Raw genomic sequence first — 16014 nt, forward strand, 5'->3', positions numbered from 1 at the left:
ACCCCAAATCCAGAGTTCCCAGGCAGGCCGCAAAAATAAAGCACAACCAAAAATTACAGTGTAATTACTCGTTTTTGCCTTCCAGCTTACGCTCCACTGACTTAAGACGCTTATTCATTTCGTTGATATTCATGACTAAAGCTGATGTCTTACGCCAAACTTTATTTGGTTGTGCCGGAATGCCAGAAGAGTATACACCAGGTTCAGTGATTGGACGCATTACCATGCTCATTCCCGTGATTGTCACCTTATCACAGATTTCCATATGTCCATTAATGACACTAGCACCACCAATCATACAATAACGACCAATTTTCAGGCTACCAGCCATGATCACGCCGCCAGCAACTGCCGTGTTATCTCCAATGATAACATTATGAGCAATTTGGCATTGGTTATCGATAATAACACCATTACCAATAATAGTATTATCCAGAGCCCCCCGGTCGATAGTCGTACAGGCACCAATCTCAACCCGGTCGCCAATTATAACTGAACCTAATTGAGGAATTTTAACCCAATTACCACGATCATTTGCATAACCAAAGCCATCAGACCCAATAACGGCCCCCGACTGAACCAAACACTGTTCACCCATTTCAATATCGTGATAAACAGAAACATTCGCCCAGAGACGACTTCCCGCGCCAATATGAGTATTTTTACCAATAAAACAACCAGCACCAATCACAACATTGTCACCAAGAACAACATCAGATTCGATAACAGCATTAGCCCCAACAGAAACATTCTCACCCAGTGTTACTTGAGGTGAAATCACCGCCGAAGGATGAATATCTTGTGCAGGAGCTGGGGTTGTATCCATAATCTGAGCCATATAGGCATATGCCAGATAAGGATTGGAAACAACCAATGCAGGAACATTACAATAAGGGAGATCTGATTCGCTAAGAGCTACAGCCGCAGCCTGACATTCACCTAAACGCTCGCGGTAACGGCTGTCAGACAAAAAAGTGATTTGCTCGTTATTAGCCGAATGCATTGGTGCAATACCAGTGATGACGATATCGCCATCACCATGTAATTGCGCATTCAACTGCTGAGCTAAATCAGCCAATCGAATTGAAAACATCTATTATTTAACCTGTTTCAATACATCTGAGGTAATGTCTTTACCGGATACTGAATAAGCAACAACATTCGCATTAATTACGACGTCATAGCCCTCTTTAGCTGCAACTACTTTGATTGCGTCCTGAATACGGCCCAAAATTTTATTGCTTTCTTCCATATGGCGACGGCGGTTATCTTGTTCAAAAACTTGAGCTTTTTTCCCAAATTCTTCACGCTTAGCCATAACGTCTTTTTCCAGATTAGTTCGCTCGCTGGATTTCATAGTAGAGCCATCACGTTGTAGCTTCTGGATTTTAGTCTGCAAATCAGCTTCCATACGTTGCAATTCAGATGCGCGGCTTTTGAACTCATTCCCCAACTGTTTCTCAACAGCTTCACGGGCAGGCAACTGCTGAAAAATCTCACCGACATTTACAACAGCAATTTTGTCTGCTGCCTGAGCACCAGCAGAGAAAGCTAATACAATACCAAGGCTCACTGCACACAACAATTTCTTCACTATAAACTCCTTAAACCACGCTATCTGTAACATCTTGGAAGATTTAGCTAATGCCCTGAAACCGACAATTCCAGAACTTGCCTTATCAATAATAAGATAAAAACGCATTATCACCAGGTTTTGCCAATATTAAACTGGAATTGCTCTGATCTATCACCTTCGTAATCTTTGATCGGCTTAGCATAAGAGAATACCAACGGACCCAAAGGAGAAATCCATTGCAATGCGATACCCGTCGAAACGCGAATATTACCTGGTTTACTATAATCAGGTACACCCCTGTTTTTCATCGTCGCAGACTCACTCCAGTTGGTATCCCAAACCGTACCTGAATCAATAAAGAATGAAGTCCGGACAGAGTTCGAATATTTACCATCAAGGAATGGCGTTGGCGTGATCAGCTCAAGGCTAGCGACTGCCATTGCATTACCCCCTACAGCATCACGGGATGGGCTATCTTTCTTAGGATCATCGATTCCTTTCATATAAATCGCTTTAGGACCGATATTGTTGGAACGGAAACCACGAACGGTGCTGGAACCACCGGCATAAAAGTTTTCATAGAATGGTAACTCTTTACCTCCTAATCCATCACCATAGCCTAAACGACCGCGGCCCAAAATCACCCAAGTATGAGCATCATTAATCGGGTAATACGCAGAGGTATCAAGGGTAATTTTATAAAACTCGTTATCCGAACCAGGGATAGTCACTTTACCATTCAGAGCCGATTTCACACCGGAGGTCGGGAAGAAACCACGGTCAAGATTATTGTATGTCCAGCCCATAGTCAGAACAAAGTCATCTGCTTTGAACTCAGCCTTATTTTCATAACCTGGTTTTTCACCCATAGAATTCAGATAGCGCCACATTGCTGCCTGCGGGAGCATATCAGACAAAGAGTTATGAACATAGCCCAGCCCAAAATTCAGGGAGTTATTTTCATTCACCGGGAAGCCAAGAAAACCATTTAAGCCATAGGTTTTATTGGTATAACCGGACAAATCAGCATTATCAGCTCTAAAATCATTGTAGAACACCCGACCACCGAGGCTGACGCCATTAACAGTGAAATAGGGATCAGTGAAAGAGAGTTCTGCATAGGTTGAGTAATCGTTCTTGCTGGCATTAATCCCAACAGAGTTACCCGTACCCAACCAGTTATCTTGCTGAGCACCGATCTGGAAACTCACGCCACTTTCAGTACCAAAACCAACACCAAAGTTCAGAGAACCCGTATTACGCTCTTTAACTTTATAAACGACATCTACCTGATCAGGACTGCCCGGTATACGTTGAGTTTCAACATCTACAGTTTCGAAATAGCCCAAACGGTTAAGACGCTCTTTGCCCAATTCAACCAGATCACTCCCCAACCATGCACCTTCCATCTGACGCATTTCACGGCGCAAAACAGAGTCTTTGCTGGTGTCATTACCTGAGAAACGAATTTTACGGACATAGAAACGGTTACCTGCATCAATGTTGACATGCAATTTTACGGTTTTGTCTTGGTCATTGATTTCAGGTTGAGTCATCACTCGTGGGTAAGCATAACCATAACGGCCAAGCAGATTTTTGATTTCACTTTCCATTTTAGTTACTTGAGTCCCGTTATATAAGGAACCAGGCTCAATGGTAGCTAGTTTAGTAATTTCTGACTGGTAACCCACCATATTACCGTTCAAGTCAATACCAGATATTTTGTACTGGTCACCCTCAGTAATATTCAACGTGACATAAATACCTTTTTTATCTGGCGTCAAACTGACCTGAGTCGAATCAATGTTGAAACGGGCATAACCGCGATCAAGATAAAAACTACGTAGTGCCTCAAGGTCACCAGCCAGTTTTTGTTTCTGATATTTCTGATCAGCGGTCAAGTTCCACCACGGCACACTATCCCTAAGTTGGAAACGATTCAATAGCTCATCAGAAGAAAATGATTTATTACCAACGATGTTAATCTGCTGAATTTTTGCAGACACGCCTTCGGCGAAAACCAATTTTAAATCGACGCGGTTACGTGGAAGTGGTGTCACAACAGCTTTTACACTAGCATTGTATTTCCCCACGCTGTAATAGAAATCTTCCAGCCCTTTTTCGATATTGGACAGCATCGTGCGGTCAAGAGCTTCACCGACCCGAACATGAGATGCTTCAAGGTTTTGTTTCAGCATGTCATCTTTCACCGATTTATTCCCGGAGAAAGTAATGCTAGCAATCGTCGGCCGCTCTTTTACCTGAACAATAAGTGTATTGCCATCACGCAGGACACGAACGTCTTCAAAGTTACCAGTAGCAAATAGCGCATGAATGGTACGACCAATATCTTCATCGCTGACCGTATCACCTACGCGAACTGGCATATTCAATAATGCTGCACCTACGGCGACGCGCTGAAGACCTTCAAAGTGAATATCCTGAACTACGAATCCGTTTGCACCGTATGCAGTAGCGCTGCCGAACAGCAGCGACGCTATGAGTAACTTTTTCATCGCCATCGTTGTAATGCGTCTTCCTAACCAGTCTTCCGCTCAGAAGCGGGAGAAATCATTGAAAAGTGCAAGCCCCATCAATAACACTAGTAACATGGTACCAATGCGATAGCTGAAGTCTTGTACACGCTCGGAAACTGGCCCACCTTTTATCTTTTCGATAATCAGAAAAAGCAAGTGTCCACCATCTAACACAGGTAATGGGAGCAAATTAATGACCCCAAGATTGACACTTATCAGCGCCAAAAACATCAGATAATACACCAAGCCTGAATCAGCCGACACCCCCGCCCCTTTGGCGATAGAGATAGGCCCACTCAGGTTGTTGATTTTCACATCACCAACGATCAGCTTGCCAATCATACTGACAGTTAGCCGCATCAGTTGCCAGGTCTTATCGCCTGCCTGATAAATGGCAGAGAAAGGCCCATATTGCTGAACTATTTTATATTCGTCTGCCAACGGTATAATTCGCAGTTCCACACCGGCAAAACCCACCTCTTTACCACCAGTCTGCCGTCGTGCTTCCGGTGTCATTGAGAGAGAAATAATATGACCAGCCCGCTCTACTGAAAGTTCCAATGGAACATTAGGATTATTGCTGACAAAGGATGTAAAAGTATGCCAAGCATCTATTTCCTGACCGTTGACTTTAACTATTCGGTCCCCCTTTTGTAAACCCGCTTTTTCTGCCGCAGTACCAAGAGTAACCTTATCCACCAGAGAATCCAATCGGGGGCTGACAGGCATAATCCCTAATGATACCACTGGATCTTGCTTATCAGGATTAAAGCTCCATTGCCGCAAATCCAGAGTTTTCTCTACCGGGTGCGATGAGCCTGGGGGTATCGCCTGAACAGTAATGTTGTCATCACCTATCTTACCAACCAGAGCAAAGCGAACTGAATTCCAGTCAGGCGTTTCGATACCATCTATGGCTTTTAGTTCCATTCCTGACGAAATATTTGCTTGGGCAGCAATAGAATCAGGTTTGATATCTGCAATAATTGGACGTATTGCGGGTACACCAATAATAAATACCAGCCAATAAGCCACAATCGCGAGTAGAAAGTTAGCAATAGGCCCTGCACTAACAACCGCAGCGCGCTGACTAATAGTTTTATTATTAAATGCCATATGTCGGCGTTCAGGAGAAACAGGTGAAACACGCTCATCGAGCATTTTCACATATCCCCCCAAGGGAATAAGGGCTATAACATATTCAGTTCCCTGGCGATCTGTACGCCGCCACAACGCTTTGCCAAAACCAATGGAAAAACGTTCAACATGAATACCACACTTTCTAGCTACCCAGAAATGACCGAACTCATGCACAGTGATCAATATACCTAACGCGATAATAAAAGCCGCCAGATTCCAGAGAATTCCCATCATATTCCTTTAAATGCCGTCAAATAGAGAGATCAAGATACCAGCAACATTAGGCCGGCAAAGACAGGGATCGCAGCAGTCAAGCTGTCGATACGATCCATAATACCACCATGTCCAGGAATCAGCTGACTGCTGTCTTTAATACCAGATTCACGTTTGAACATACTCTCTGTCAAATCACCAAATACTGAGGCGATAACAACAATTGCAGAACACAACATGAGTTTTTCAGGCATTGCGGGCACTGGAGCATATTTACTGAACAACCATGAAATAATAGCCGCAGTAACTAAACCACCAATTAACCCTTCTAGCGTTTTTCCCGGAGAAACTTTTGGTGCCATCTTGTGTTTACCTAAAGTACGCCCGAATAGATAAGCACCAGAGTCGGCACCCCACACTAGCAACATGACATACAATAGCCACCATGCACCGTGAGATGAATTATCATCATATCCCAGACCCCGTAAGACCATCATTCCACAGTAAAACGGGACTAATGTCAGGCCACCAAATAAAAGACGCAATAAAATGGATCTTTTCCAGATTGCAGCGGAAGAAGGATAAGTAATAACCAGAAGGGTGGCAACAATCCACCATATCATCCCTATCCATAAAATAAAGGTGATTTGCTGCTGTTTAATCAAATCAGTGAAACTTGGCAGGGTATATTGTAATGCCAGTAAACCTATCGCAAACAGAGCAGCCAAGATAACCCGTTTCTTTTGGCTAAATAAACCAGCAAATTGCCCCCATTCCCATGCAGCAAGGACTGATACAGCAATAATGACCAACCCAAACGCTGTTGGCGGCAACCAAAACAAAGCTGCAATTACAAGAGGGATTAATATCACAGCCGTTATAAGACGGTACTTTAGCAAGAGTTCCTCCTATGATCCCGCATTGGCATCGTCTGGTATTGTTCCGCCAAATCGGCGTTCTCTTTTGGCAAAGGCATTAATTGCACCTTCAAAAACTGTTTCATCAAAATCAGGCCAGAGTATATCGGTAAAATAGAATTCTGCATAAGCTATCTGCCATAACAGAAAATTACTTATACGATGTTCACCCCCGGTTCTGATTACCAAATCAACCTGAGACTGCTGGCTCAGGTTAATATAATTATTAACTAATTCTTCAGTAATATCCTGTGGTTCAAGCAAATTATCCTTAATCTGCTGAGTAATTTTCTGAACACTTTGAACTATATCCCAACGACCACCATAATTTGCAGCAATATTAAGTTGCAAGCCTGTATTATCAGCAGTTAGTTTAACTGAGCGACGAATGCGCTCCTGTAAACGCTCACTGAACCGACTGATATCGCCAATAATAGACAATTTGATATTATGTTTATGTAAGCTTTTGATTTCACTGTCTAGTGCAAAAATAAACAATTCCATTAAAGAACTAACTTCTTGTTCTGGCCGGTTCCAGTTTTCACTACTAAAAGCGTACAGAGTCAACGACTCAATGTTGTGCTTAGCAGCGAAACTCACCGCACTCCGTACTGCCTTAATCCCTGCACGATGACCAAAAACTCTTAATTTCCCACGTTTCTTTGCCCAACGTCCGTTACCATCCATAATAATAGCAACGTGCTTAGGTAATAATGACGACAAATCGTTCTGATGATCACTGGCTAATATCACTCAATTAATCCTTTACTGGTCGGGGTAATTCTCTTACAAATGCAGGCATTCAAATATAAAAAAGCCGTGTCTGGCATCACGGCCTGAGTAACAACCTGATTATCTGGAAGATAACTCTGCAAATTTAAACTGTTAATTATATCAGCCAATAGTTATACAGAAACTATACCATCAGGTAAAAATGCGAACAAATACCCCTTCATCCATCAGCAATACTACCTGACAAATGAACTGATAGTCTTTGTAGCCAAATTTCTTGCAAGCTTATCAATCTGTAAGACTTCTTCAATGCTCTGAGGTTCCGGTAAATCTAGTTTTTCTACAACCTGACGATTGATAATTGCTATATCTGTGAAAGAGATTCCACTTTGTAAAAAAACCTTAACAACTTCTTCATTTGCTGCATTCAGTGCCGTAGTTGCAGCCTGACCTTCGTGACATGCTTCAATAGCCAACTTCAAGCATGGATATCGTTCATAATCTGGTTTCGAAAAAGTCAGTGTACCTAAAGAACAAAAATCAAGAGGCTTCACACCAGAAGAAATACGATTTGGGTATGCCATTGCATAAGAGATAGGCGTACACATATCCGGGGTTCCCAATTGAGCAATAATGCTACCATCCAGATAACGCACCATAGAATGAATGACAGATTGGGGATGAATCACCACTTCCATTTCAACAGCAGACGCATTGAACAAACAACACGCTTCAATATATTCCAAACCTTTATTCATCATTGTCGCGGAATCTACAGAAATTTTGCGTCCCATCGACCAATTCGGATGGGCACAGGCTTGATCTGGTGTGACAAATGGCAACTGCTCCAAAGGCGTATGGCGAAAAGGCCCGCCAGACCCCGTTAGAATAATACTAGCAATACCATGTTGTTTCAGCTCCTTGCTTCCAAGGTTCTGTTGTATTACCTCGGGTAAACTCTGAAAAATAGCATTATGCTCGCTGTCAATGGGTAACAATTTAGCATTATGTTTAATTACGGCATCCATAAAAAACCGGCCACTGGTGATCAACGATTCTTTATTAGCAAGCAAAATCTGTTTACCCGCCCGGATAGCGGCCAAGGTTGGCAATAAACCAGCAACCCCAACAATCGCAGACATTACCTGATCGACGTCATTCAAAGCAGCCAAATCACACACAGCCTGTTCCCCGAAAAATACTTCGGTTTTACAACCTTGTTCAATCAGTAACTGACTAAGCTTTTTTGCAGAAGCTTCATCTATCATTGCAGCATATTGAGGCTGAAATTCCAGACATTGCTCAGCCATAACCTGAATATTCTTCCCGGCAACCAGTGCCGTTACTTCGAATTTATCAGGATTATTGCGAACTACAGTAAGTGTACTTTTGCCTACTGAACCTGTGGAACCAAGGATGGTCAACCTTTTCATACTGACGCTCTGAATTGTTCTGTTTGATATGTGTTAATACTTGTCTGATTTGTCTGGCTTAGAATATCCATGACTTCAGAGAAATGCCGGATAAAAAATAGCGCCGCACGGTAGCGACGCTTGGTCTATCTCATGAAAGAGATTAGAACTCCATCAGTTCTTCTTCTTTCTTGGCTAAAGCTTCATCAACTTTTTTAATGAAATTATCAGTCAACTTCTGGATTTCATCCTGTGCACGACGCTCATCATCTTCGCTAATTTCTTTGTCTTTCAGCAAAGCTTTGATTTTGTCATTCGCATCACGGCGAATATTACGGACAGAAACACGCCCCTGTTCAGCTTCGCCACGCACAACTTTAATCAGATCCTTACGACGCTCTTCTGTCAGTGCCGGTAAAGGAACACGAATAATTGTACCAGCAGAAGATGGGTTCAAACCCAAATCAGAAGCCATGATTGCCTTTTCAATCGCCGGAGTCATAGAACGGTCAAATACCGTGATAGCCAGGGTACGTGCATCCTCAGCGGTGACGTTAGCAATCTGACGCAGTGGTGTTGGTGCACCATAATACTCAACAGTGATACCATCCAGCAGACTTGGAGAAGCACGGCCAGTGCGAACCTTGCTGATTTGGTTTTTAAGTGCTTCGACGCTTTTTTCCATACGGTCTTGTGCGTCTTTTTTGATTTCATTAATCACGTTACAAACCCTTGGGAACTGGTTGTTTTTCAAGCCATAAGTCATTATGACCATGTATTGTTAAATTTGGCATATCAGGCGACTCATCATACCGCCAAACATCTCTGGTGTCTCTGAACATTATTCGTGAGAAATCAGAGTACCTTCATTTTCACCCATCACCACACGACGCAACGCACCCGGTTTATTCATATTGAATACGCGAATAGGTAAGCTGTGATCACGAGCCAGAGTAAATGCCGCCAGATCCATGACTTTTAATTCACGCTCTAATACCTGCTGATAAGACAACTTATCGAACAATATTGCTTCCGAATCTTTCGCTGGATCAGACGAGTAAACACCATCTACTTTGGTTGCTTTTAGCACAACATCCGCTTCGATCTCAATACCACGTAAACAGGCCGCAGAATCTGTAGTAAAGAATGGATTGCCAGTACCCGCAGAGAAAATAACAACACGGCCATGACGTAACAAGCTAATCGCTTCCGCCCAACTATAGTTATCGCAAACGCCATTTAAAGGAATAGCAGACATTAGACGGGCGTTCACATAGGCGCGGTGTAATGCATCCCGCATTGCCAGACCATTCATCACTGTTGCCAACATGCCCATGTGGTCGCCTACTACACGGTTCATTCCTGCTTCTGCCAAGCCAGCGCCACGAAACAGGTTACCGCCGCCAATAACGACACCAACCTGTATGCCTAGCTCAACCAGTTCTTTGATTTCCTGAGCCATGCGGTCTAAGACGCTGGCATCTATACCAAAACCTTCTGCACCTTGCAGGGCTTCGCCGCTGAGCTTAAGCAGGATACGCTGATATACGGGTTTTGCATTAGTTGCCATGGTGTTCTGTCCTAAGCAGAAAAAAGTATATTGGGGATTTACATACATCCGGGTCACTCTAACCAGATGCAAAAACTCAATGCCTACTGGGATAGGCAATTTAGATTGGATAAAACAGAACCGCCATCTGGCGGCTCTGTTTATGAGAATTAAGACTGTTTGCTCATTGCAGCAACTTCCGCTGCAAAGTCAGCCTCAACTTTCTCAATACCTTCACCAACTTCATAACGGATGAAGTTAGTGACTTTAGCATTGTTTTCTTTCAGCAGATCGCCAACCGTTTTGCTTGGGTCCATAACGAAATTCTGACCTGTCAGAGAGATCTCACCGGTGAATTTATTCATTCGGCCAGAAACCATTTTCTCTGCGATTTCGCGTGGTTTACCTGACTGCATTGCGATATCCAGCTGGATTTGGTGCTCACGCTCAACAACATCAGCAGGTACATCGCTTGGGTTAACATATTCTGGTTTGCTTGCAGCAATGTGCATAGCCACATGCTTAATCAGCTCTTCATTAGCGCCTTCAGCCGCAACCAGAACACCGATACGTGCGCCATGCAGGTAAGTACCCAGTTGTTCACTTTCTAATACAGAGACGCGACGAATATTGATGTTTTCACCGATTTTAGCAACCAGTGCAGTACGTTGTTCTTCAAATTTAGCTTTCAAAGTTTCAACGTTAGAGATTTTATCAGCCAGTACGGCTGCCATAACTTCTTTACCGAAAGCAATGAAACCTGCATCTTTAGCAACGAAATCAGTTTCACAGTTCAGCTCAACCAAAGCACCGAATTTACCTTCAGCAGCCACTTCTGCCAGGATGATACCTTCAGCAGCAACACGGCCAGCTTTCTTAGCTGCCTTCGCCTGACCTGATTTACGCATGTTGTCAATGGCTAACTCAATGTCACCATTAGCTTCAACCAGCGCTTTTTTACATTCCATCATACCTGCGCCAGTACGCTCACGCAGTTCTTTTACCAAAGCAGCGGTAATTCCAGACATTTGTTTTATTCCTCGATGTATCCTGCGGGACAATAATATTCCACATGGATAGTTCTTATATCAGATACGTAAAAGGGGGCCATAACAGGCCCCCCTAACCAATATATTCCAATACCTGGTTAATAAGGGCTCAATTCACTGAGCTTGCCTTATTATTCAGCTTCTACAAAGCTTTCTTCTGCTTGAACAGCCAGATCTTGAGAACGACCTTCACGAACAGTGGTAGCAACAGCACCCAGATACAGTTTTACTGCACGGATTGCGTCATCGTTACCAGGGATGATGAAATCAACACCATCTGGATCAGAGTTAGTATCAACGACAGCGAATACCGGAATACCCAGGTTGTTTGCTTCTTTGATAGCAATGTGTTCATGTTCAGCATCGATAACAAACAGAGCGTCAGGTAAACCACCCATATCCTTGATACCGCCCAGGCTGTTTTCTAACTTACCAAGTTCACGAGAACGAATTAACGCTTCTTTCTTGGTCAGTTTGTCAAAAGTACCGTCCTGAGACTGTGCTTCTAAATCTTTCAAACGTTTAATGGACTGACGAACGGTTTTCCAGTTAGTCAACATACCGCCTAACCAACGGTGGTTAACGAAGTACTGATCACAGCTCTGAGCTGATTCTTTAACCGCTTCACTTGCAGCACGCTTGGTACCAACAAACAGGATTTTGCCTTTACGTGCAGCAATTTTGTTCAGCTCAGCTAATGCGTCGTTGAACATTGGAACAGTTTTTTCCAGGTTGATGATATGCACTTTGTTACGAGCACCAAAGATGAATGGTTTCATTTTTGGGTTCCAGTAACGAGTCTGGTGACCGAAGTGAACGCCCGCTTGCAGCATATCGCGCATGGAAACAGTTGCCATTGTAAACCTCTGTAAAATATTAAGTTGGGGTTATGCCTCCACGAGCCCCATAACACCGACTCCTAACTGCATATTCTGCATGAGAGCACCCCGGTATATGTGCCGGCCCGTGTGTGTTATTTACACAGTGAGTATATTTAACGTCCCTGTGTTTTGTCTCAGTGACAAAATACACAAAACGCCGGCGCGCTTTATATCATAAACCGGCCCAAGATACCAACTTTTGTTGCCATTTTTTGGCTGCTCAATGTGGTAATGAAAAGCGCCATTTATGGCGGGTATTGTTAGTAAGTACCAGTAACGCGGGAAATATGGCTGCCAACTGTTATTGGCAGATATTCTGTAGGCTGATACCATTGGTTCAACAATTTTTCCTCGTTAATAATCATACAACCAGCAGATTTGCTGGTTTTGAGTGGGCAAATTATTTCATGGCAATCTCAATTAAGACATCTGAAGATATTGAAAAAATGCGTGTCGCCGGTCGACTGGCGGCGGAAGTGCTAGAGATTATTGAACCTTACGTAAAACCTGGTGTAACAACTGGTGAATTGGATCGTATCTGTCACGAACACATTACCAATAAGCAACAGGCTGTCTCAGCTTGTCTTGGTTACCACGGTTTCCCAAAATCTGTTTGTATTTCTGTTAATGACGTCGTCTGTCATGGTATTCCAAGTGATGATAAGGCGCTGAAAGATGGCGATATCGTTAATATCGATGTAACTGTCATAAAAGAGGGCTTCCACGGCGATACCTCAAAAATGTTTATTGTCGGTAAGCCAACTATTCAAGGTGAACGCCTGTGCCGAATCACTCAGGAAAGCCTCTATCTGGCATTGAAAATGGTGAAACCCGGTATTCGTCTGCGTACTCTTGGTAAAGCCATTCAACAATTTGTTGAAGCTAATGATTTCTCTGTGGTTCGCGAATATTGCGGTCACGGTATCGGTACAGTCTTCCATGAAGAGCCACAAGTACTGCACTATGACGCCGATGACGGCGGAGTTGTATTGCAAAAAGGCATGGCTTTCACTATTGAGCCAATGGTTAATATCGGTGACTACCGCATCCGTACCATGAAAGATGGTTGGACCGTAAAAACCAAAGACCGCAGCTTGTCCGCCCAATATGAGCACACAATTGTTGTTACGGACAACGGCTGTGAAATCATGACATTACGGAAAGAAGAACCCGCTCTTTCCGCGATACTGACTAACGAATAATTAATCGCAAATTGTGAAGCCTTGCTAAAACCACACAAGGCTTCCAATCTCCACCGTAATCTCTCCTGTTCAACACAGCATTTTCTCAGTAATCTGGCTGTTATGATTCGCTTTCTCTCGGGTTCATATTTATGTCAGCAGATATCGCCGCAATTCAAGCGCCTATCCCGCCATTTTCTCCCTCTGATTTCTCCAGTGAAGACTTTCACTATCCAGTGTTGAAACAACACCTCGAAGAATTTCAGCTTTGGCTAGAACATGCTTTTAAAGCGGGCATTTCCGCAGAAGCGTTGATTTACGCCCGTAGTGATTACATAGACCAATTGCTGCAACAACTATGGCATACCTATGGATTTGATAGAATTTCATCACTTTCATTGATTGCCGTCGGCGGATATGGCCGACGGGAACTACATCCGCTATCTGATATTGACTTGTTGATACTTAGTGAACAACCGCTTACACAACATCAAGCACAGAATGTCGGGCAATTTATCACCTTACTGTGGGATATACGACTGGAAGTAGGCCACAGTGTCCGTACACTTGAAGAGTGTTTACTGGAAGGGCTGTCAGATCTGACTGTAGCGACGAATTTAATTGAGTCACGTTTAATCTGTGGCAATTTGCCTATTTTTCTCCGCTTACAGCGATACACATTTAGTGAGGTTTTTTGGCCTTCTACTGAATTTTTTGATGCCAAAATTGCCGAACAACATGAACGCCACCAGCGCTATCACAGTACCAGTTATAATCTGGAACCTGATATCAAAAGCAGCCCCGGAGGATTACGGGATATTCATACTTTGCTATGGGTTGCTCGCCGTCACTTTGGTGCAACCTCAATGGATGAAATGGTCGATTTTGGCTTCCTGACAGATGAAGAACGTAATGAATTGAATGAGTGTCTGAGTTTCCTCTGGCGTATCCGTTTTGCCCTTCATTTGATCGTTAATCGTTATGATAATCGCCTGTTATTTGATCGCCAGTTCAGTATTGCCCAGTTACTCGGCTACCAGGGAGAACGTAATCAACCGGTAGAGCGGATGATGAAAGATTTCTACCGAATGACACGACGTGTCAGCGAACTCAATAATATGTTACTGCAACTCTTTGATGAAGCTATTCTGGCACTGGGAACCAATGAAAAACCTCGCCCCCTGAATAATGAATTTCAGTTACGCGGACAATTGATTGATCTGGTTGATGAGACTCTGTTTATCAAAGAACCCGCAGCGATTATGCGGATGTTTTATTGCATGGCAGAACATGTAGAAGTTCAAGGCATCTATTCGACTACACTTCGTCAACTCCGTTATGCTCGCCGTAATCTAAATCAGCCATTGTGTGAATTACCCGAAGCCCGTCAAATCTTTGTGGACATTCTGCGCCACCCCAGGGCGGTTGAAAGCGCATTTGTACCCATGCACCGCCACAGCGTTCTTGGCGCTTATACGCCACTTTGGGGCAATATTGTCGGCCAAATGCAGTTTGACCTGTTTCACGCATATACCGTCGATGAACATACAATCCGTGTGCTGAAAAAGCTGGAAAGTTTTGCCGACGAGAACAACCGTGCCATTCATCCACTCTGTGTCGAGCTATACTCTCGTCTGCCTCAACCGGAGATTTTACGCCTTGCCGCGCTGTTTCACGATATCGCCAAAGGGCGTAATGGCGATCATTCCGAACTTGGCGCTGAGGACGCGCTGATATTCTCACTGCAACATGGGTTTAACTCTCGGGAAGCTGATTTGGTGGCCTGGTTGGTTCGTTATCATTTATTAATGTCAGTCACTGCCCAACGGCGAGATATCCAAGATCCGGAAATCATCAAGCAGTTTGCCTATGAGATATTAAATGAAACTCGGTTACGTTACCTGATTTGCCTGACAGTCGCTGATATCTGCGCAACCAACACTAGCCTATGGAATAGTTGGAAACAGAGCCTGCTACGGGAACTCTATTTCTCTACGGAGAACCAATTACGTCAGGGAATGCAAAATACACCGGACTTGCGGGAACGTATCCGTCATCATCGTTTTCAAGCACTTGCTCTGCTACGCCAGGATAATATCAATGAACAGAGACTTCATCAGCTCTGGAGCCGCTGTCATGCAGATTATTTTCTGCGCCATACACCCAAACAACTCGCATGGCATGCTCGTCATTTGGTGAAACATGATTCTCAAGAACCGCTGGTCTTGATAAGTACCAAACCAACCCGTGGCGGTACTGAGATTTTTATCTGGAGCCCGGATCGCCCTTCCCTGTTTGCAGCAGTTGTCAGCGAACTGGACAGGCGCAACCTCAGCGTTCACAACGCTCAAATATTTACCAATCGTGATGATATGACAATGGATACTTTCGTGGTACTAGAACCTAATGGTCATCCTTTAGCATTGGATCGTCACGAAATAATCCGCAACGCACTTTTGCTAGTCGTTCTCGACCCATATTCCAAAATACCAAAAGCCCGAAGATTGCCAACTAAACTGCGTCATTTCAATGTACCAACAAAGGTGAACTTTCTGCCCACTCATAATGAGCGGAGAACCTATATGGAACTGTTCGCACTCGATCAACCGGGCTTGTTGGCCAGAGTTGGCAATATTTTTACCGAAATGGGCGTTTCACTGCACGGTGCTCACATCACCACTATTGGCGAACGTGTTGAAGATTTTTTTGTGCTAACAGATAAAGACCATAAGGCATTAAATAAAAAAGTTAGAGAAGAATTGTCAGAAAGGTTGACAGAAACCCTGAATCCAAAGGATAAAATGTAACTGAATATAAGTCCATGATC

At 43.6% G+C, this 16014-nt stretch carries 13 protein-coding genes; 2 read left to right on the forward strand and 11 right to left on the reverse strand.

Annotation, left to right across the window (positions count from 1 at the left end; genetic code table 11):
• Positions 1–64: 64 nt before the first annotated feature.
• The 11 genes from lpxD to rpsB all read right to left on the reverse strand — a co-directional run bounded on the left by lpxD (position 65) and on the right by rpsB (position 11982).
• Positions 65–1093 (reverse strand): UDP-3-O-(3-hydroxymyristoyl)glucosamine N-acyltransferase, encoded by a 1029-nt coding sequence (lpxD, locus tag AM629_RS12635; RefSeq protein ID WP_054479449.1) that lies wholly within the window; start codon positions 1091–1093, stop codon positions 65–67.
• Positions 1094–1096: 3 nt separating this feature from the next.
• On the reverse strand, positions 1097–1594 hold the full coding sequence (gene skp, locus AM629_RS12640; protein WP_054479503.1) for a molecular chaperone Skp: 498 nt from the start codon (positions 1592–1594) through the stop codon (positions 1097–1099).
• A gap of 110 nt (positions 1595–1704) precedes the next feature.
• Positions 1705–4098 carry an outer membrane protein assembly factor BamA gene (gene bamA, locus AM629_RS12645; protein WP_054479452.1) on the reverse strand — a complete coding sequence of 798 codons (2394 nt, stop codon included), beginning with the start codon at positions 4096–4098 and terminating at the stop codon, positions 1705–1707.
• Between the two features lie 33 nt (positions 4099–4131).
• Entirely contained in the window at positions 4132–5487 is a 1356-nt protein-coding gene (rseP, locus tag AM629_RS12650; RefSeq protein WP_054479454.1) for a sigma E protease regulator RseP, read from the reverse strand.
• A 29-nt stretch (positions 5488–5516) separates the two neighbouring features.
• The gene (gene cdsA, locus AM629_RS12655) at positions 5517–6365 is read right to left on the reverse strand and encodes a phosphatidate cytidylyltransferase (RefSeq protein WP_054479456.1); all 849 of its coding nucleotides are present in this window, start codon (positions 6363–6365) and stop codon (positions 5517–5519) included.
• 9 nt (positions 6366–6374) lie between these two features.
• The gene (gene ispU / locus AM629_RS12660) at positions 6375–7070 is read right to left on the reverse strand and encodes a (2E,6E)-farnesyl-diphosphate-specific ditrans,polycis-undecaprenyl-diphosphate synthase (RefSeq protein WP_235525474.1); all 696 of its coding nucleotides are present in this window, start codon (positions 7068–7070) and stop codon (positions 6375–6377) included.
• 281 nt (positions 7071–7351) lie between these two features.
• Positions 7352–8548, reverse strand: coding sequence for a 1-deoxy-D-xylulose-5-phosphate reductoisomerase (gene ispC / locus AM629_RS12665; RefSeq protein WP_054479459.1), 1197 nt, complete (start codon positions 8546–8548; stop codon positions 7352–7354).
• A gap of 142 nt (positions 8549–8690) precedes the next feature.
• Positions 8691–9248, reverse strand: a complete 558-nt coding sequence (gene frr / locus AM629_RS12670) for a ribosome recycling factor (RefSeq protein ID WP_054479461.1) — start codon at positions 9246–9248, stop codon at positions 8691–8693.
• Positions 9249–9368: 120 nt separating this feature from the next.
• The gene (pyrH, locus tag AM629_RS12675; RefSeq protein WP_054479463.1) at positions 9369–10097 is read right to left on the reverse strand and encodes a UMP kinase; all 729 of its coding nucleotides are present in this window, start codon (positions 10095–10097) and stop codon (positions 9369–9371) included.
• A gap of 149 nt (positions 10098–10246) precedes the next feature.
• Positions 10247–11104 (reverse strand): translation elongation factor Ts, encoded by an 858-nt coding sequence (tsf, locus tag AM629_RS12680; protein WP_054479464.1) that lies wholly within the window; start codon positions 11102–11104, stop codon positions 10247–10249.
• Between the two features lie 152 nt (positions 11105–11256).
• Positions 11257–11982, reverse strand: a complete 726-nt coding sequence (gene rpsB, locus AM629_RS12685) for a 30S ribosomal protein S2 (protein ID WP_054479466.1) — start codon at positions 11980–11982, stop codon at positions 11257–11259.
• 431 nt (positions 11983–12413) lie between these two features.
• Here rpsB and map point away from each other — a divergent pair, with 431 nt between their 5' ends.
• Together map and glnD are read left to right on the forward strand one after the other, a co-directional pair.
• Positions 12414–13208, forward strand: a complete 795-nt coding sequence (gene map / locus AM629_RS12690; RefSeq protein ID WP_054479505.1) for a type I methionyl aminopeptidase — start codon at positions 12414–12416, stop codon at positions 13206–13208.
• A gap of 131 nt (positions 13209–13339) precedes the next feature.
• The gene (gene glnD, locus AM629_RS12695) at positions 13340–15994 is read left to right on the forward strand and encodes a bifunctional uridylyltransferase/uridylyl-removing protein GlnD (RefSeq protein WP_054479468.1); all 2655 of its coding nucleotides are present in this window, start codon (positions 13340–13342) and stop codon (positions 15992–15994) included.
• Positions 15995–16014 lie beyond the last annotated feature (20 nt).

It is taken from the genome of Photorhabdus heterorhabditis (assembly GCF_001280945.1).
GTDB lineage: Bacteria > Pseudomonadota > Gammaproteobacteria > Enterobacterales > Enterobacteriaceae > Photorhabdus > Photorhabdus heterorhabditis.